Annotated in this window: 15 protein-coding genes and 1 tRNA gene; 7 read left to right on the top strand and 9 right to left on the bottom strand. The window is 35.3% G+C overall.

The window, feature by feature from the left end; all coding sequences use genetic code 11:
* From H6W53_RS07105 to H6W53_RS07085, 5 genes are all read right to left on the bottom strand, one after another.
* Complete coding sequence (locus tag H6W53_RS07105) at positions 1-471, bottom strand: hypothetical protein (protein ID WP_185205543.1); 471 nt, start codon at positions 469-471, stop codon at positions 1-3.
* 15 nt (positions 472-486) lie between these two features.
* Positions 487-942, bottom strand: a complete 456-nt coding sequence (locus H6W53_RS07100) for a DinB family protein (RefSeq protein ID WP_185205541.1) — start codon at positions 940-942, stop codon at positions 487-489.
* 95 nt (positions 943-1037) lie between these two features.
* Complete coding sequence (locus tag H6W53_RS07095) at positions 1038-2684, bottom strand: hypothetical protein (RefSeq protein ID WP_185205539.1); 1647 nt, start codon at positions 2682-2684, stop codon at positions 1038-1040.
* Between the two features lie 66 nt (positions 2685-2750).
* The gene (locus H6W53_RS07090) at positions 2751-3236 is read right to left on the bottom strand and encodes an ecotin (RefSeq protein ID WP_185205536.1); all 486 of its coding nucleotides are present in this window, start codon (positions 3234-3236) and stop codon (positions 2751-2753) included.
* Between the two features lie 128 nt (positions 3237-3364).
* Positions 3365-9295, bottom strand: a complete 5931-nt coding sequence (locus H6W53_RS07085; RefSeq protein ID WP_185205534.1) for an alpha-2-macroglobulin family protein — start codon at positions 9293-9295, stop codon at positions 3365-3367.
* Between the two features lie 18 nt (positions 9296-9313).
* On the opposite strand from H6W53_RS07085, the gene H6W53_RS07080 reads away from it, so the two are divergent.
* Genes H6W53_RS07080 through H6W53_RS07065 form a run of 4 tightly spaced genes read left to right on the top strand, consistent with a single transcriptional unit; the run spans position 9314 to position 12105 of the window.
* A complete protein-coding gene (locus H6W53_RS07080) occupies positions 9314-10069 on the top strand; it encodes a hypothetical protein (protein ID WP_185205532.1) in 756 nt (251 codons plus the stop codon).
* A gap of 3 nt (positions 10070-10072) precedes the next feature.
* Positions 10073-11152: a DNA replication/repair protein RecF gene (gene recF, locus H6W53_RS07075; RefSeq protein ID WP_087706235.1), complete on the top strand. Its 1080-nt coding sequence runs from the start codon at positions 10073-10075 to the stop codon at positions 11150-11152.
* Positions 11153-11155: 3 nt separating this feature from the next.
* Entirely contained in the window at positions 11156-11812 is a 657-nt protein-coding gene (locus H6W53_RS07070) for a hypothetical protein (protein WP_185205530.1), read from the top strand.
* Positions 11812-12105: a hypothetical protein gene (locus H6W53_RS07065; RefSeq protein ID WP_087706231.1), complete on the top strand. Its 294-nt coding sequence runs from the start codon at positions 11812-11814 to the stop codon at positions 12103-12105. Before H6W53_RS07070 ends, H6W53_RS07065 begins: the two co-directional genes overlap by 1 nt.
* Before the next feature lie 10 nt (positions 12106-12115).
* On the opposite strand, the gene H6W53_RS07060 is transcribed toward H6W53_RS07065, so the two are convergent.
* Genes H6W53_RS07060 through H6W53_RS07050 form a run of 3 tightly spaced genes read right to left on the bottom strand, consistent with a single transcriptional unit; the run spans position 12116 to position 15884 of the window.
* Positions 12116-14137, bottom strand: coding sequence for a recombinase (locus tag H6W53_RS07060; RefSeq protein ID WP_185205528.1), 2022 nt, complete (start codon positions 14135-14137; stop codon positions 12116-12118).
* 13 nt (positions 14138-14150) lie between these two features.
* On the bottom strand, positions 14151-14795 hold the full coding sequence (gene mtgA / locus H6W53_RS07055) for a monofunctional biosynthetic peptidoglycan transglycosylase (RefSeq protein ID WP_185205526.1): 645 nt from the start codon (positions 14793-14795) through the stop codon (positions 14151-14153).
* A 42-nt stretch (positions 14796-14837) separates the two neighbouring features.
* Positions 14838-15884, bottom strand: a complete 1047-nt coding sequence (locus tag H6W53_RS07050; protein ID WP_185205524.1) for an ABC transporter substrate-binding protein — start codon at positions 15882-15884, stop codon at positions 14838-14840.
* A gap of 59 nt (positions 15885-15943) precedes the next feature.
* Between H6W53_RS07050 and H6W53_RS07045 the strand changes: the two genes are divergently transcribed.
* Positions 15944-16017 (top strand) — tRNA-Arg (locus H6W53_RS07045).
* A 135-nt stretch (positions 16018-16152) separates the two neighbouring features.
* Here the strand turns inward: H6W53_RS07045 and H6W53_RS07040 are convergent.
* Positions 16153-16722: a hypothetical protein gene (locus H6W53_RS07040; RefSeq protein ID WP_185205522.1), complete on the bottom strand. Its 570-nt coding sequence runs from the start codon at positions 16720-16722 to the stop codon at positions 16153-16155.
* A gap of 131 nt (positions 16723-16853) precedes the next feature.
* Between H6W53_RS07040 and H6W53_RS07035 the strand changes: the two genes are divergently transcribed.
* Together H6W53_RS07035 and H6W53_RS07030 are read left to right on the top strand one after the other, a co-directional pair.
* The gene (locus H6W53_RS07035; protein WP_076394177.1) at positions 16854-17102 is read left to right on the top strand and encodes a helix-turn-helix transcriptional regulator; all 249 of its coding nucleotides are present in this window, start codon (positions 16854-16856) and stop codon (positions 17100-17102) included.
* Between the two features lie 766 nt (positions 17103-17868).
* Positions 17869-20184: a TonB-dependent siderophore receptor gene (locus H6W53_RS07030; protein ID WP_185205520.1), complete on the top strand. Its 2316-nt coding sequence runs from the start codon at positions 17869-17871 to the stop codon at positions 20182-20184.
* Positions 20185-20187 lie beyond the last annotated feature (3 nt).

The following is a 20187-nucleotide window of genomic DNA, read 5'->3' as shown; positions in this document are numbered from 1 at the left end:
TTATTGGTTGCTAATTCTTGTTTTAAAATCAAGCGTTCCGTCGTAGCTCTTCCAGTCGCCGATCAGTTCGATATACTGGGATTCAACTTTTTCAGCATCTTTATTCCATTTAAAAGTATAGATGAATTTTCCTTTTAAAATGCCGGAATGTTTTCCTTTGTTTTCTTCCGCCAGTTCGTATTCCCCGAAAACGGTTCCTCTTTTTTTGGCATCCTTATATTTGGTAATGATGAATTTGCCTTCGAATTTAGCATACGTTTTATCAACAAGAGTATATCCTGAAACAAAATATTCCTGGTCGTTTTTTTTATTCTGTTCAGAAATGTTGATTTTCAGTTTTATTTCCTGATTTTTATTTCCGATGGTTCCTGTGTACGCTTTGCTGTTATTCAGCCAGACATTGGAAATATCGGGCATCTGTGCAAAAATGAAATTGGAACAAAATACAAAAAGTAATAAAAGTTTTTTCATATTGTTTATGTTTTTTTAAACGCCGAATTGTGCAAGATGATGGTTGAGATGTTTTGCAAACATATTATTCCATTCCTGTGCTTTCAGTTTTCCGAAAGAAAAAGATTCTTTCCCGTCAAAAGCAGAAGCTCCCAATTGCTGTGTTTTCTGGATAAAACCGATGAGCCTTTTTTTCTCTTCTTCAAAGTTTTTATGATCCGAAATAATAAATTGCGGTGCAGTCGGCCCGTTCTGAGGATACGCTTTCTCTCCCACCACTTTAGATTTCACGAACGATTTAAGGATGAATTTTGCAATAGCTCCCGGCTTTTTATGCTTTTCCAGTTCGTAAACCATTTCGTAAGACACGTTACAATGCGCCAACATCTGATCTACTGACATTTTCCCCCACAATCCTTTGGTTTCCGGCGTAAGATTGTTAATCCTATCAATGTAATTCTGAGCATCTTTAGCATCAAAAACGTTTTCCATAGCTTATTTAATTGTTAAAAAAACAAATATATCAGTTTTTTACTTACACTCTTTAAAACTAAGTACAGAATGATTAGTAAATTCTTCCTTAGATTCTATTTTTTAATTTTATTTAGAACAATTTTCGAAAACCGATCGGCTCCAAAACCAAAAAACCTTTTAGAAAAAAATTCTTCCAATTGAACGCTTTCATATTTCGAAACTAAAAAATCCGCCAGAATATTTTCTTCCTCTTCAGAACCATTCCATTCTGTTCGCGAATTTACTGAACTTAAAAAACTTCGTTTATTTGTAAGAAACATCTTTTCAGCATATTGATTTATTATTGAAGTGGGAACATCAGTATTGATAACATCAAGCATTTTTTTATAGTTCTTCTCATAATCCATAATAGCAAAGTAAAGCCCTGTATTTTCCGGATAGCTATAAAAAGAACCTCTTAAACCTGACAAAATTCTGTTTCTTAATTTTTTTAAAGCCTCAGTATCTTCATCATTTTCTGCAATAAAGATATAGTTTTCAATAGACGGGTCTTCCCAAAACTTCATTCTTTTTATATATGCCAGATCTTTGATGCTGTTTCTTTTCTGATAAATTTTTTCAAGAAGATTATAATAAGGAAGATTATATTTATCATTTGTATTTATTTTGATAATTGCTTTACAAACTTTTTCTGCCTTATCTTCATCAATCTTTAAAATTTCTTCAATCACTTTTAGATTGTAGCTGTTCTCATAACGATCCACAGGAAAGTATTGTTGCAGTTCTTCAAAAAAATTATTTTCGGCAACAATTTCCAACAGATCTTCTCTAAGAGAAACTTTTAAATTAAACTTATTTTTAATCCAAAACAAAATTTCCTGCCTTATCAATTCGGCAATGTGCAGTTTTTGAAGACTATCACCGGAATGATACATTTCTTTAATGAAATAATAAAAATGAAAAGGTATAGAATCTTTGCCTTTCAGAAAGACATTCCAGTTTTTGGTTGCAATTTCTTTCCAATATTCAAAATCTTTTATAGAATTGAGATGAGCGACGAATCTTTCTCTTAGCTTTTCATGAAAAGTATCAAACCTCGTGCTTGAGAAGGAAACCTTCATCTGATATTTGGTGAGTTCATCATTTATAACCATAAATTTATCAATACTTTCCTGCTTATCACTATTCTGAAAAAGATACTGTTCTACAGGTTCTAAAGCTTTTGTAAGAAGATCAACTATTTTTTTTACATCCTGTGCTGTAAGATTTCTTTTTTTACCGGCAACAGAATTGGTGGTATTTTTTATGATTTCAGAAATTTCCTCATTGGAAAAAGACTTTTTCTTTTCTCCGAATTCCATCATAAACAGAACTTCTGCTTCTTTATTCTTCTTAAAAAACAACAGCAGCCAGTTTTTCAGTTCTTCTGCATTCAGATTTTCCATAGCTATTTCAGCTTCAGAAATCTTTTTCTTTGCCGATTTGTTTGAATTTATTTTTCCTGATTGATTTTCTGACATGAACAGTCCCATTGCCAAAAGATGCAGACAAAAATCTTTGCTTTCGCAATCACATGAAGATTCTGTAATTTCGGATTTAGAATTTAATACAATTCTTACGTCATAAGATTCATTTTCATCATCAACAAAACAAATGAAATGATTCTTTTTCTCTTCTTCCAATTCTCTTATCAATAGTTTTTTTGCCTTGTTGATCTTTTGTTTTGAGAACCGGCTTTCTAAATCCAATATCGTATACATTATTCTTCTTTTTTCAAAGATAAAAAAAAGCCACTTCATAAAAAGTGGCTTCTGGTATATTTTAATTTATCTCTGAACAGCTTTCTTCATCGCATCGGGACGAAGAATTCTGTATCGTACTTCCATATCTTTCGGAATGTAGAAAACTAATGGCAGTTTGCTGTTGTATCGTACAGTTTCCGGCTGAAGATAAACAAATTTTTTAGTAAGTTTCTGATCCGGACAAGCCATTAAAGTTCCTCCTGTTTCTCCTTTGGATTCTACTTCGTAATAGTTATAACCCCATCCCTGAAGATCCTGCGTATTGACTTTTCCTATTAAAAAATGTTTGTTACAGTCAAGCATTTTTTCTGTTCCTACAAAAAATTCCACTTTAAGGTCATTTTCATTCTTAGCAACCGGAAGCTGTACATACACCTGCTTAAAACCTTCTTTTGCTTTTGGGAACATTTCGATCTGTAACTTCTCGAATTTTTCTGTTTTCTTTTGTGCAAAGGTATTCACTGCTGCAAAGAGCATCAATCCTGAAATAATTGTTTTTGAAAATCTCATAAGTTTTGTATTTATTTTATAAATTTATTCCGGTTAAAAACCGTTCCAAATTAAACAAATGTTTAACTTTAGTAATCATTATCATTAAAAATCACCGCAAATCTTAGGATTTGCGGTGATTTTATTATTTAGTTGCTTTTAATTTCAACGACATCTCCCTTCGTATGCGCATTCATATGCGGTGCGTAATAATTCTGAATCGTGGTAATTCCGTTCGAGAATCTTCCGGATGCATTGGCAACGTAATCGTATTCGAAAACATATTTCCCTTTCGGCATCTGTTCAATATAGAAATTCGTGGATGCATCTTTGGTCGACTGATAATATCCTAAATTATTCTTCCATTGATAGCCAGAAAGTACATCCAAAGGTTCAAATCCTGCTGCTCTCATGTCTTTGATGTGGATGAATTCCATCGGTCGGTCGGTATTTAAAATCATTCGTACCGTCACTTTATCGCCTACTTTCAATGGAGTTTCAGGAGTGATTTTCTGCAATTCTTCCCCATTCACCGTTTTTATTTTTCTGTACAGCTCTTTGGTGACGGACAGGTAATTCTCGGAAGATTTGATCTTATCCAGATCTTCGTAATATTGCCAGAACAAACCTCCCTGAACAATTCCTGCTCCCGGTTTTGTGACGGTAACGGTGGCTAAATTTTTATCTAAAACATCCGATTTCACGGTAGATTTCACATAACCTGTTGCCTGAGTCTGTGGCTGAAGTTCTTTTCCGCCCCAAACAATCGTTGCTTTATCGCTTTCCGCATTCGTCCATGATTTTCCTGAATTTAAAATCGTAAAAATAACTTCTGAAGTTCCTCTTGAGTTCCCCCACGAATTCACTTCTTTTTGGGTGATCAGCCAGATTTTAAGGTCTTCAATGAATTTCTGATCGTTGGGTTTTAATTTGTTAAATGCTTCCAATGCTCCTGCATGATTCACCACTTTCGAGCTGAACCAACCCCAGTCATCAAGATTCTGTTTCCAGTAAACACCCTGCGTTTTTGAATCTACGGAAGTTTCTTTCAGGTAATTTAAAAGTTTATCCGAAACTTCTTTTAATCCATAATCATTCATCAGTAAAGCGGCACGATGCAGTCCGAAGAAGGTAAAATCTGTAATTTTTATCGTTTTTACTTTCTGTTTTACCAAGGATTTTAAAGTGGCTCCTTTTCCTTTTAACGGATACTGTTTTTCCCAGTAATTTCGGGTGTCGAGATAGTCTAAAGTCCAGTTATTGATTACATTTTCTTTTCCCGCACTGAGCGAAGTCGAAGTGTATTTTTCAATTTCATTATCTACGTATTTAATCAGGTTGGAAACCATTTCATTCTGTTCAGAACTTTGGTAATCTTTCACGTTTTCTTTTAGCCAAAAATTGATTTTTCCTAAATTTTTCAAGATATACAATGAAGTTGAATATGAACTCGGATAACCTTTATACCACGAAAACCCTCCATCCGGATTCTGGAGTTTCTCTAAATCTTCCCAGTCGTGACTGATGGAATTTTTCATTGTATTTGCATCAAACAACAAAGCTAATTTCTGCATCTGCTCTCCTTCATTCTTACTTTCCAAAACCCACGGTGTTTCTTCCAAAAGCAACTGTTTCAGTTCCTGATTTTTTTCAAGATTGGAATTCAATAATCCTTTATTCTGGTATTCTTCGAAAACTGTTTTCAGCTTCGGATTGGCTTTAAAGATTTCTGATGCCAAAACATCCGCAAACCATTTGTTAAAGATGACATCTGCAGAATTATTCTGATCATTTTTCAGGCTCGGAAGCGCAAACATGATTTCCCAGATGGGGTTGGTCGTGAGTTCCAGTGTATTGGAGACATTGGAAATCGTGGTTGAAGTTGCATTTTTAAGGTTTTCCAGTTCAAAAGTTTTGGTTTCGCCTTCTTTTACAAAAACCGGAACCGCGTCTGTTACGAGCATTCTGTTGGGTAGAACCGCAATGGCTTTCTGTTCTCCATCGGAATATTGTCCTGCTTTTGCCACCACTTTTAAAATAATGGATGAAACATTATCCGGAACTTTTATTTTCCATGTCAAAGCGGAGTTTCCGTTTTCATTCAGATCAAAGTTCTGAATGCTTGAATTTAAACCAAACTGAGTCGAAATATCTTCATTGGTAAACGTATCCAGAATCTGTAAGCTTGCCGAACCGCTTAATTTTTTGCTCGTTAAGTTCGATAGTTTGGACTGTAGATTCAGTTCATCACCTTCTCTTAAAAATCTTGGGTAGTTTGGCGTTACCGAAAATTCTTTCTGCGTTACGACTTCTTTTTCCAGTGTTCCTGCTTTTGCGTCTTTAGTATGCGCCAAAAACATCAGTTTCCATTTTGTCAGTGCTTCCGGAGAAGTGAATTCAAAGCTTACATTGCCTTCTGAATCGGTTCTCAAATCCGGATAGAAAAATGCGGTTTCGTTTAGGTTTTGGCGAACGGGAACCAATGATAATGCTTCTTTTTGAGCTGCAAGAGGATCTATTACATCCGTATATTCTTTCTTTTCCTGCTCAGTTAATTGTCTGCCCGAATTTAGAATGTCTATTGCCGCATCATCCATTCTTACACTTAATAATTTCATTCTTGGAGACATTTCAGATTTAGGAGCTCTAGCTGGCTCTGGAACAACATTATTTTGTACAGATATTCCTGCAACTGCACCTTGTAAAGAATATATGAAACTTCTATCGAACCAATTAAATTGAGGAACCTCTATATTATTTTCCTTGAAATATTGAATACTTTTCTGATAATATTTTTGTCGCAGATACACTCTCACATCGTATGATACTGTACTTATAAACGGTGCATATAAAGTGTACCAGTCATATCGATTAACAGCAAATTTATCAAGAGACATATCATACATATTCGCTAAAACTTCTGCGTTGATTTTCTCTTTCTCATTTCCTGAAATTTTTACAGACCATTTTTCTTTTGAATTCGGCTGAATTTTATCTCTGAAAGTAAGGGTTTCAATCGTTAAAGACTTGTCAGTATCATCTACATCCAGATTTACAGATTCTGTCTGAACGTCATTAAAGGCAACTACCTGAAACTGTATATTCAAAATTCGTACATCTTTATCTTTTGGAATAGCTGCTGTATATTCCAGCATTCCGTTTTTGAAAGGCAAAACTTCAGAAATCGTTTTTCCGGAACCATTCTGTACAAAAATATTCAGAAGAGCGTTCGGAACCGAAGAATAAACCGTAAATACTGCTTTTTCTCCTCTTTTCAGTTCTTTTTTGGACTGCACAACCGTCAGGAAAGTTTTTTGATCGGGTTTAAGCAATTTTTTATCCCAAACACTGAAATTCTGCAACGTTTTTATCGTGTCTTTTCCTTCAATATTATACAGTTCCAACCGATAATCTCCTGCTTCCAGTTTTCCTAAATCAAGATTGGTTGATGATTTTTGATCGTTAGTTATTGGCTGTTGTGTTTTCTCAAAAATTACGGTTGATTTCCGGTTTTTAGGCTCATCCTTTTTATCGTAAAAATCATGCGGAAATCTGCTGATGAATTCTTCTTTTGAGAATTTTGGTAAATCCTGAACTTCAGATTTGAAATTATGTCTGAAAATTCTGTCCGGAGAAACCAGTTTTGATAATTTTACCTGATACGATTTTTTAAGAAGCTGTTCATTGTAATTTTTTGTTTCAACATTCAGTTTTACATTTTCATCAGAAAAAACATTCTTTATTTCTTCAGCCTGAATATAGTGAGAAACGGAAGCTACTTTCAACTGGGTATCTGCAGTCTGTGTCTCGCTGTTGATATCTGTAACAGAGGCATTAATTTCATAATTATCAATCTGAATTCCTTCTACATTTTCATCCTTTTTAGGATCAATTTTAATGATAAATTCTCCTTTTTCATTGGTTTTTGCTTCTCCCAAAACTGAGTTTTCATTATCATCATCATTTTGCGGATACCATGAAAAATATCTCCAGCGGATATTTCGTTTTTTAATTTCATAATTAACCGTCGTATTGCTTAAAGCAACTCCCGAAAACATCATGGCTTTCCCTTTCAGCTCTATCGTTTGTCCGTATTTGTACTCATCTTTTACAGGATCGAACGTCACTTCAAATTTTGGCCTTTTATATTCCTCCACTCTGAAATTTTTATACCCGTCATTTCCATCTGTTCTCAGATAAAAAGTTCCGTTCAGTTTCCCTTTCGGAAGCACAAAACTTCCGTGATAAGAACCGAATTCATTGGTGGTAAATGTCTGTGAAGAAACTTCCTGTCCGTTGGTGTCGGTTAATGTAATTTTCTGTTTTAATCCGGCAACTACAGATTCTATATCTTTATCACGCTGTGTATTAATGACTTTAAAATAAACCGTCTGTCCCGGTCTGTAAATTGCCCGGTCTGTGAAAATCTGTACCTTGCTTTGTTTTGTTTCTATGTTCAGATCACTATTGTAACCCCTTTCTCCATAGACTTCCATGATCTGCACATCATTGGTTTTTGGCTGTCGGATCAGGAATGTTCTGTAATAATCATTGTTTTTTGTCGCAGGAAATCTGAAAATACCGTTATTATCTGTTTTACCGTTTATTTTGGTTAAATTATTATTGGAAACAAATTCATAAAACGTAAGATTTTCGTTAATTACGGGTTGTCCGTTTTCATTGTTCACTAATTTCAATTGATTGGATAACTGATCTCTGTCTGTTTTTGACTGATAAATAATTCTGTTATCCGAAACCAGAAAATAAAAGTCTTTTTCCGCTTCGGTTTCGTTGTCGCTGATTCCGGCAACGTTGTATTCGGCAAGATAAATTCCCGGCGGAAGAGATTGTATTTCTAAGGACGTTTTATGATTCTTAAAATCTTTCGGATCATCCAGTTTATAAGCTTCTTTCCTAACCAGATTTTTTTTAATCTTATTAAATTTAGTAGAATACGAGTTTTTGGCGTACTGCAAAAAAGTAGTGAGATCCTCTTTTACTTCGTAAATTGTAATAGAAAAAGCGGAAACATTTTTATATTCTGCCACAAAATGAATCGGCTTTTTGCTTTGGGTCTGCTGCTCATATTTAATATTCAGAAACGGATTTAAGATCTGATTTTCTTTATTTTTAATATTATCAATAAAAGGAGATTTGGGATACATCGTTTTTGCCTGATCCGCAATTGCAAGAGCTTCTTTTTCCTTTTTTCGGGAAAGTAACTGCTCTATGATATCTTCCATGATCAGAACTTTATAATCGCCTTCCGTTTCGGTCTTCAAAAGGTTTTGAAGCTGAGTCAGACGATCTTTACACAGTGTGAGATTACAGTTATTCTGCAATTTTTTATGCATGAAATACAATTTGGAATTGCCTGAATTCTGCGCTATCAGATCATCATAGATCGCGTTAATCTTTATCTGATTTTCCGTAAGTTCATTTTTGGTAAAGAGATCATTATCAGAAAGAAATTCGATCTTTTTAGTCGAATACCAATCCCATAAAGCCGGGAAATAAGAAATATAATCGTTGTATGAAAAAGCTTTCTCATATTTTATAAGAGAAATTTTTCTCATTTTATCTTTTTGCAGATCAAGTTCCTGATATTTTTTATTCAGATAATTTTTAAAATCAAGCTTGCTCCATGTCTCGATCTGCGAGAGATCCAGAGAATTGATATTGGTACGCTGTTCGATCTCCCAGGAATGTTGGTTGTAATAATCGAGGAAAAAACCATTCAGCAGAACTTCAAATAATATCCTGTCATCGTCTTTCAATTGTTTTTCTACCTCACTCAGTTTTTTGAAAAGCCTGCTTACGGAATCGTTCTTTTCATCGTCCTGTGTTTGGTTTACAATGCTGAATTCTGCCTTTAAAGACTGAATAAGCTGTAAAATATTGTTATCTTTCATCGCCTGTTTCTGTATTTCTGAAATGATGGGAAGATTAGATTTATACGCTCCTTTCTGAGAATTTGCTGATATTTTTTTCCATTGCTCATCATAATATTTCTGGGCAAAAATCCCCGAAAAATTCAGCAGGAGAAGCAAAAGCATAAAAATCTTGGAAAATCTTTTCATATATGTTATTTTTGATAAATGAATTTCTTAAAAGTACTGAAAAAATCCGTTATAGACAGTCAGTTTTACGTATCCTTAACGGGAACTCTTTTTGCAGTATTTTTCATGTTGGAGCAAAACACGTTCCGCTATCCGACGGTTTTCCTCCTTTTTATAACGTATTTCAGCGGTTATCTGTACACCAAATACCAGAAAACAAAGCATTTTTTTAAAATTCTGATTCTGAATGCTGTTGCAGGAGTTATCTGCTCGTTGTTAATTATTCATAACCACAACGAAATACGGTTGTTGAAATGGTTTGTAATCGTTGTTTTAGGTTTATTATACAACAGTTTTTTTCTTGATGTTTATATCCGGAAAATTCCTTTGCTGAAGGTATTTTATGTAGGATTGGTTTGGGGACTGATGAATTGCTGGCTTACGTTGCCGGAATTCAGCATCCCGATCTTCCTGATCAGTTTTTTCTTCATTACGGCATTGGTTTTACCTTTCGACATTCGGGATATGAATGTTGATACCGTGAAAACATTTCCCACGATGATCGGCATTCAGAACACAAAATATCTGGCGTATCTGCTTATTTTTATCAGCAATATTTTATCTGTTTTTTATCTTGATTTCAATTATGCTCTTGCTTTTTTTCTTTCAAGCATCATTACGTATATTTTCATCTATTTCTCTGAAAACGAAAGAGATGATCTGTATTTTTCCTTCGGGGTAGAAACTTGTTCGGCACTTCCCTTTTTATTTTTAGGAATAATGAAGTATTTTTGACGAATGATTATCAAGAAGCTTTCCCTGTACAATTTTAAGAACCACACCGAGAAAAAATTCGAATTTTCTCCGCAAATCAACTGTTTTGTAGGGAATAACGGCGTGGGAAAAACCAATATTCTGGATGCGCTTCATTATCTTTCCGTAGGCAAAAGTTTTTTGGGAAATACAGATCTCAACAACATTAAAAATGACGAAAATTTCTTCACGATAGATGCTGAAATTCAGAATGATGACAGTGAGGATAACATCAAAGTACTTCAGCCTAAAGAAGCAAAAAAAGTCATTAAGAAAAACGATAAGAGCTACGACAGAATGGCGGATCACATCGGCTATTTACCCAGTGTGATGATTTCGCCGTATGATTCAAATTTAATTTCAGATTCGGGAGAAAGCAGAAGAAAATTTCTGGATTCGATGATCTCACAAACGGATTCTGAGTATCTTTTTGATTTAATTCAGTACCAGAAAACCATTCAGCAGAGAAATGCTTTGCTGAAATATTTTGCCAAAAACAGAGTCTGGGATAAAGATTCACTGGAAATCTATGATGATCCGATCATTAAATTCGGAACAAAAATCTTTACTAAAAGAAAAACATTCGTTGAAAAATTAAATCCGATCGTTCAGAATTTCTACAGGATTATTTCCGGAGGAAAAGAAGCGGTTTCTGTACTATATGAGTCTCATTTGCTTGAAAATTCCTTTGAAAATCTGCTGAAAGAAAGTCTTGAAAGAGACAGAATGCTGACTTATACTTCAAAAGGAATTCATAAAGATGATCTGCTTTTTGAAATGGATGCTGTCTTAATTAAGAAAATCGGTTCTCAGGGACAGCAGAAATCCTTTTTAATTTCTTTGAAACTGGCGCAAATGAGCCTTATAAAAGAGTTAACAAAAAAAACGCCAATTCTCTTGCTGGATGATATTTTTGATAAACTGGACGACAGCCGTGTTTCTCAATTGATAGAACTGGTGAATCAGGAAAATTTCGGACAGATTTTTATTACCGATACGCATCGGGAACGCACGGAAAATGTAGTAAAAAAGATTAATGAGGAAAGTATCATTTTTGAGATTTGAGCCATGAAAAATATACTGTTTTTATTTTTTGCTTTTTGTTCTTGTTTTCATTCAGGTCAAAAGAAGAAAAATCCGAAAGACCTGCTTGATGCTTTTGCTTTTTCAGAAGGCGAAATCAATAAAAATTACCATCCGGTTTCATTCGGTCAGAGAATAAAAAACTACCCTTTTAATAAAGCAAGTAAAATCAAAATCGTTTCTTATAACTTAAATTTTAAAAAGAGTTCAGGATATATACCGCCACCACCGCCGCCAAAAACAAAAGAAGATTCTGTACAATTGAACGAATTTTATCATCTTCCCAAGTCCATAGATTTCAGAGAGATTATAGAAAATCAATCTGAAAAAGAAATTGAAGAATCTAAAACTCTGAATTTAGAAGAAATATCAAAACTCAGTCATATCATTTTTAACACCTGTAATAAACATGTTATCACCATGTTTTCTCAGTCAGGATGCTTTTTCCCAAGAAATGCAATTGTTTTTTATGATGAAAACGACAGAATATTCGAAATAATTGAAATTTGCTTTGAATGCGGAAATATCGAAAGCTATCCTTCAAAATTTTTCAACTGGAAAAAAGCCTGTGAATTTATATATTCTGAATTAGAAAAATTTTTCCAAAGCAAAGGTTTGCAAACACAATACATCAGTAAATAATGAAGAAGAAAAAACGTGAATTCCAGTCCTCGGAACTTGTAAAATCTTTTGCCAAAATTCATGGTTTTGAGCATAAACTTTTAGCTTTTGAGATTAAAGATTTTCTTTCGGATTATCTTGATGAAAGCCTTTTCAACGAAATTAAAAGCGTAAATATTGAAAATAAATGTGTTTTCATAAAGATCAGTTCACCTTTATTAAAGCACGATTTTCAGATGCGTAAAAGCTTTTTCCTGAGAAAATTTCAGGATAAATTCGGTGTGGAGAAGTTTGATGATCTTCAGATATTGTAAAAATTAGATTTTACTCTTTGGCAGATTTCGTATTGCTCATGAGTTCGTCTGCTTTTTTATCAAGACCGGATCGTATCGGAAAGAAAAACTTCAGCGGATGTTTTAAAAAATACCTGAAAATTCCTTTATACAATTCTCCAACCTGTCCGAAATTCAGTTTTCTGGATCTGAAAGCCAAAAACATAGACAAACTGAAACTTACCAGAAAGTTGAAAAAACCGATCAGGAAAACCGTTACCAGAGAAATGAAGAAGGTATAAGAATCGATTGTGAAATCTTTCCCGTACAACCCCAAAGCTAAATTTCCTGCGGCAAAAGTGATGTGGCGAATATCAAGATCCAGTCCTAAGAATAATCCTACCGGAGCTGTTGCCCCAAGAAATACCCCGAACCAGAAGTTAGAAACAATTCCGGGCCAGTTTTTAGCGTAATATTTGGATAATCCTTTAGCGAAATTTTTACCGAATAAACGACTGATGGAAATACTTTTTGCTATTCTTTCCGGAATCTGATAGAAAACCGAATTGTTTCCGATATTCCCTGAAATAATTCCTGAAATGAAAAGATAAAATCCTGCAATACAGGCGTGAAGAATAGCTTTGGATTTAAAGGGATCTAAATCTTTCAGCAATTTATCTGATCTTTCTATGGCTAAATTTTGTGAGAAAAATACATCCAGTCCGTAAATAATGAGCAAAGCAATCGGAAAGGAAAGCAAAACGTTCCCCACAAAAGCAATAAACTGGCTTCTGAATAATTTGGAAACCAAATGCGCAAATTCTGTACTGCTGCTTTTGATATTTCCTTCTTCTGCCAAAACTTTCGTCATCGTTGCCGCTGTCATTGCAGGCTGTTTCGTTGCTAAGGTGAAACCCATGAGATAGATCATCACGAATCCCATCGCATAGTTCATGGAATACAAAAAGGCATGGGAAAAATCGCTTCCGGGAATGTATCCGTACAGCATTTTCAGTACGCACAATGCACCAACAATAATTCCTCCTCCACTCGCTTTGTAGAACATCGTCATGTACTCTTTCCGGCTCGAAGTGATGTAGTGGGTTCCTGTTTCGGCAGTGTGATTCGTGATCAGGTGCGAAATCAACCTTGTACTGTCGTTGATGAGTTCAGAAATGTTATTTCTGTGAGATTTATAGCTTAAAATATTAAAAACCAACTGTTTGGAATTCAACAAAATATCTTTTTCTTCATCGATAACCAAAAGCTGAATGATGTCAAAAATTCGCTGTACCTGTTGACGGATTTTAAGCAGCGACTGATTAATTTTCCCCGAAATTCCGTACTTGGAGGAGTTTTTAAAGGCAATATTTACAAATTCCAGACATTGCTCGATGTAAATTTTAATCTGCTTATAACGGCTGTTTTTGGAACTGAGCTGAAGCTGATTGTCTTTTTCGAAATCTGCAGCCAGTTCTTCCAGCTCATTTTGCAATGCCAGAAAAGGATTATCGAAATTTTTGTATTGAGGGGCCATTCTTACGACTTCAACTTCCATCGCAGAACCGGTAACGCGCCATGAAAGGATGTTCATGGAGAACAGCATTTCTTTCTTCACTTCCGGACTGATGATAAAATCTGAAATCCCTAAAAGTCTGAAGAGTTCATCCAGTTCATTTTCGGGAAGATTATGAAAGAAACCCAGATCTTTTTTCGGAGTAAGGCTTACATTATCAATCATATACCAGATCGTATTTTCGTTAACGACCGGTGGAAGCACTTTATTCAGAATTCTCTTTTTAAGCTCCGGAATAAAGGCGTTTTCCGATAAAATATTGGCTTCTGTAAGCGATAAATTGAACGCTTTTCCTTTAAAAATATTTTGAAGATAATATTTAAAATTCTCAAGAATTTCAGGATTTTCTCTGAAAAAACGGAGAACCTCTGCAAAGTCTGACTTTTTTGCACTGTCTAAAATTTCGGCAAACGGATCGAGCGAAAGCGTTTCATTCTTAAAAGAAAAATATTTTTTAAGAACCGACTCAAAGTTTGTGCTGGAATTAAAGAGTTTCATTGGTGCAAAGATACTATTTCAAACGCACATTCCTCATCTGTCTCATAATCCAGTTGTGCTTCTTTCTGAGATAAGGAGATGGATTTTTAGGATCGTATTTTTTAGGATTGGGTAAAACGGCTGCAATCCACGCTGCTTCCGAGGTGTTGAGATCTTTGGAAGATTTCCCGAAATAGTATTCCGAAGCGGCTTCTATCCCGAAAACTCCCTGTCCCATTTCTATGGAATTCAGATATCTTTCAAGAATGATGTCTTTGTTCCAGACTTTTTCGATGATAAAAGTATACACCGCTTCCAGTCCTTTTCTGATCCAGCTTCTGCCCTGCCAAAGAAAAATATTTTTTGCAGTCTGCTGAGAAATGGTGCTTCCTCCTTTTAATCTTTTGCCTTTTTCGTTGTTTTTCATGGCTTTTTCAATCGCCTGATAATCAAAACCATCATGATCGAAAAATTTCTGATCTTCAGAGGCAATTACAGCTTTTTTTACGTTACTTCCCATTTCATCATAGGAAATATAATCTCTCTGCAACCTTCCGTATTCGAAGAGTCCTCCAATCTGGGTTAGCGTGATGGGAGGATTGAAAAATCTTCCCCAAACAATAAAAACAACGTTAAGAATAAGAAGAACGAATATAATCTGTTTAATTTTTTTCCACATAATTTTTTAAAAAGAAAGTCAAAAATAAGGAAATACTCCGAGTTATCGCAATTCTTTCATATAAGTAAGCTGATAATCGGGTAAAAGTTCCGGATGAAAAATTTTAATATAATCTTTTAATACCAAATCTGCACGTACCACGCCGCTTTCAAAGAAATCGTTTGCCTGCCCTTTTTCCTTGCCCGTAATTACATAGATTTTTCCTTTATTGAATACCTCAAGTTTGCTGTAAAAAGGATTCATGCCTAACATTTCTTTTTTGGAGATATGATTTCCTGCATTAATCCAGTATTGTACTTTGCCTGATTTTGCAAATACTTCTTCAAAGCTCATGGTTACGGCTTTCTGATCTGTATTGTATTTAAGAATATATTCTGCATTGGCATCGGAAATAAAATTGGCGGCAGAAGTTTTTCCTCCCGGAAGATACCAAACATCTCCATACATTTCGTTCGCCAAAACAGTTGGCTTTTCTTTTGCGGTAAGCGCCAGTTTTTTCAGATCACTGTAATTTTTTTCAACTTCATCAAATTTTGCATCTGCTTCTTTTTCTTTTCCGAAAAGTTTTCCGAAAAGCTTGATATAGGCTGTTTTTTCCAGAGGTTTCTGCTCCAGATATTCATCCAGAAAAATGACCTGAATTCCGTTGTTTTTCAGCAATTGGTACGTATTGTCAAAACTTGCGATATGATTGGTAAAAATAGCATCTGGTTTCAGGGAAATAATTTTTTCCACGTCATATTTCTGCTCGCTTCCCAAATTCTGAATTTTTCCCTGTTTAATTAAATTCTGAATTTTTTCTGAATAAATATATTCCGGATTTGATACGCCGATAATGAAATTTTCTGCATTCAGCTCTGAAATATAACCCGCCATACTTGCATTCAGCAGGATAATTTTTTTAAACGGAATCTGATTTTTCTTGAAATCATAGGTGAAATTTCCGGATTTGATGTGTATTCCTCCATTCTCTTCTTTGTACTGCACCAAATTTGAAACTGAAACAGCTTCCGAAGGTGAATTTTTTGTCTCTCTTTTACAAGAGGTTAGCGCGAAAAACGCGATTAATAGTAAAATTCTCGGTTTCATCTTTCAAAGAAAAGAAAAAAGTGCTATATTTGCAAACCTTTAAACGATAAGGAAACAACGGGCTCGTGGCGCAACTGAATAGCGCATCTGATTACGGCTCAGAAGGTTACAGGTTTGAATCCTGTCGAGCTCACAAAACCGGCATTAGAAGTTTACTTCTTGCCGGTTTTTTATTCCCGCTTATCTTACTTGACTCTCTAACTCTTTTCTTTAAATTAAACCATAAAGGTATAATTTTCTGATCGCGTTTAATTGGAATGAAATATTGTCATGACTGAAGTTCAGCAATTGACTCCTCCTCATGCGGAAGTTTTTCCCTGTTGTTTTCACGTTCCAGAATGAGCCATGCTGCATCGAGTGTTTTGATGAGGTAAAAATACGGATCTACGATATTGCGCTCCGGTACATTATTGAAGGTTCCGAGCGAGAAATACACGACTTCCGAAAGAAACTCTTCGAATTCCACAAGACGGTATTTTTTAAAGGCTTTCCTGAAAACTTTTGCCGGATCGCAATATTCTTTTTCCGACAATGAACCCTGCAACATCGGGTTTTTATGTTCCGAAAGTTCATGAACCAGCCATTTTCCTCGATCTTTTCTAAGGGAATATGCTGCGCGAATAAACGACCGGAGCGACTGGTGAAAATAAAAGATAACGGAAGGATCTTCCTGAATCCGTGTTTTGCGCTGTGCGGCGTATTGCATGATGAGATTTAAATGTTTTTTGGCGGTTACTAAATCATGAAACTGGAAAAATACTTCCATGAGCGGAAGTGCGGAATGTTTCTTCCGACCGCACCAAAAGCGGGATTCAAAGTCTATGCTTTTCTTTTTCATACGAAGAAAGTTTTGTGTTTTTATTGCTTTTTGGAGTTGCTTATATAACTTATTTTACAAATGTAATAATATTTCATTATTGCGCACAGAAAACCGCACTGTTTTTTTTCTCTTTCTTTTAATTTGTTAACATGGACGATGAAAAAGACGTAATCATTTCTATTTGCAAATACATTTACACTAATTGGATTTCAAAAGCGGAATCGCAAAGAGATTTTGCGTCAAAATGCGGCGTAGAAGAAAGTACCATAAGAAGAATTAAAAATATTGCGTTAGGAACATCAAAGACTGATTATAATATGTCCTTAAAAACTTTGATCAGAATTTGCCGAAAAAAAGAGATTACTTTAGAAGAATTTTTTGGAAATATAAATAAATGAAAATCCTGACGAGAGTTGGGATTTTTGTTTGAGAGATTTGTAAATAATTAAGATAGACTTCCAAAGACAGCAAACTTTCCAAACATGATCTCTACACAGATAAAACTCAGCAAAGTTTCTTATTCTTATTCTAAAAATTTCATACATAAAAGATTTTCATGCACTAAAACGATGTAAGAATACTGAAAATCAATTTTTATTTCTAACACAGGTTAAATTACAGTACTTTTTGTCTACAAAGGTAGCATTGTCAATTTTTATCATTAATTTTGTTCCTTCTAATGCAAAAAACGTTAAACACTTTTTTTCTTGTTTCAGTGTTACTCATGTTTATTTATAACGTGAGCGGCATTAGTATTTGCATAGATCACTCGCAACACCAGAGTAGCAAAACTTTTGATATTAAAAATTCAAAAGACAATCAGCAGGCAAAAATTTCTAAGGAAGATCATTGCCAGTGTGCACTTCATTTTCAGATGAATCATAGCTTACTGCCAGATTTAACCTCGCTGGATTTTTCAGTTTACCAGACGAATAAAAGAGAAATTCCACAATCGAAGTCGAAAACCTATCGCTGTCTGCTCGATTATTTTTCATCGAGAGCTCCACCCTGTTTTTCATAACTTTAGCTTTCTTTAAAGTTAAAATTCTTTACCTACAGATTTTTTTAAGTCTGTAACGCCTTTTTGCGAATATTTGGGTTTAACAAGATCCTGAATATTCTTATTCTAACTAGGTATTTTTTAATACTACTTTACTAATTTTTATGTCATTCAATTCTCATCAAACCGGAATAATACATTGTATTTCCTGTAAGCCTTTTCATTGGGCAACCTTCAGCTTCTTTTTATCATCAATTGCAGTTCATGCACAGAAAGCAAAAGGAGATACGGTCTCAACAACCATTCAAACCGTAGAGATTGTAGGAAGAAAATCAAAAGCTTACACTTCAGATTATTCATTTGCAGCCACAAAGATCGCAATGAAAAATAAAGATCTTCCTCTTACACTCAATACCGTTACCAAAGAGCTCATCAGCGACAGACAAGCCTTCAGACTGGGCGATGTCCTTAAAAATGTAGCAGGTGTTTCCAATGCAAGTTTTTATAATCAGTACAGCATCCGCGGAATCAGCCAGAATGAAGAAGGGCAGATCATTAATGGTATGAGAACCAGGCAATACTATTTTCTTCAGCCCATGACGCCGCATATTGAGCGTGTAGAAGTTTTTAAAGGTCCGGCAAGCATCACGATGTCGAGTGTAGATCCGGGTGGAACGATTAATATGGTAACCAAAAAACCATTAACCAGCCCTCGCTATGAAATGAGCCTCTCCGGCGGAAGCTTTGATACCTATCGTCTTTCCGCGGATCTTACAGGTCCTTTGAATAAAAGCAGAACACTCTTGTACCGCTTCAACGGAGCGCACCAGAATGCCAGATCTTTTCGTGACAATGTGAAGAACAACGGACTTTTAATCGCGCCTTCAATTTCCTTTGTTCCGAATGATAAAACGTCTGTAAATGTAGAGATGATCTACAGCGAAATGAACGGTAATCTCGACCGCGGACAGCCTATTTTCGGAGCTGTTGCAGGAAAAACAAATCTGAACAGTACACCAATTAGTCTAAATTTAGGCGCACCGGGAGATTATTTCAAAACCAAAGACCTAACTTTAATGGGAAGCTTATCTCATCACTTCAATAAAAGCATCAGTTTCAATGCTTCGTATATGAAACAACGTTGGGATGAAGACACCCACGAAACAAGGACAACCAATTCTTTTGTTCCCGACATTAACAATAAGCCGATTTCCAGTCTGGCAATGATGCAGTATCTTGAAAGAATCCAGCACTGGTCTGTGGATAATATCAATGCTTATTTCAATTTTACATATAAAACCGGAGCATTTGAACATCAGACTCTTGTGGGATACGACAGCCACATCTGGGAGAAAAAAAGTGGTGGAAAGCAGGATGCGGCAAGAGGTTTTCTGCTGAAAGACGGAACTGTTGCTTCATCGTATAATGCAGCTAATGCCGCGTTGTATGAAACGATAATTTACAACGGAATTACCCTTCCGAAACCGAACGTAAACCCTTTTGACCTTACGCCCGGAGCGGTAAATCATCAGGGGAAAGATTACGCAGTTTTAAATATCATCAATCCTTTATCCACGGCTTTAACGACCACTCACGCGGCGTACATTCAACATTTGGTAACATGGAAAAAGCTGAAGCTTTTAGCCGGATTAAGGCAGGAATGGTTTCAGGATATTACCAATTACAAAAAACAGGAAGAAAGCTCATTCAGAAATCAGAAAATGCTTTACAGAGTGGGTCTTACCTACAGCATCACTAAGAATACCAATATCTACGGAACCTATCTTACGGGTTATCAGCCGCAATCTAACACGATCTCACTGATGCCGCAAACGGCAAATTTCACCGGTGCAGTTTCTGCTTCATTATACAAGCCTTTATTGTCGGATTTAAAAGAATTTGGAGTAAAAACAAAACTTTTCAAAAAGATTGATGCCCATTTTTCAGTGTACGAAATCAATCAGAAAAATATTCTGGTGAACGCAAATAATCCCGCAGAACCCGACCAACTGATACAGCGCGGCGCAGACAGAAGCCGTGGTTTTGAAGCTGAATTTACAGGATATCTTCTTCCGCAATGGCACATTTATGCAGGTTACAGCTATATTGATGCTAAAGTTAAAGATGACTCCAATCCTGCTCTTATTGGTCTGGCTAAAGAAAATACGTCGAAAAATTCTGTCAATCTCTGGACGAGATACAATTTCACGAATATTCAGGCTTTAAAAGACTTCGGAATTGGCGCAGGAATGCTTTATCAAAGTAAAAAAATACCGTGGTTCACAAGAAGTTTTGAACTTCCGGCTTATACCACACTGGATGTTGCACTGTATTATTCTGTACCGCAAACCAGACTTCAACTGGCACTTAATGTTAACAATATTACCAATACAACTTATTGGGTAGGAGTTCAGAATTACCTGAGACTTTTTCCCGGAGCTCCAAGAAATTATCTATTTACAGCAACTTTTAAAATTTAAACA

Source organism: Chryseobacterium sp. C3 (assembly GCF_014218905.1).
Classification (GTDB): domain Bacteria; phylum Bacteroidota; class Bacteroidia; order Flavobacteriales; family Weeksellaceae; genus Chryseobacterium; species Chryseobacterium mucoviscidosis.
This window is presented reverse-complemented; position numbering and strand designations above follow the sequence as displayed.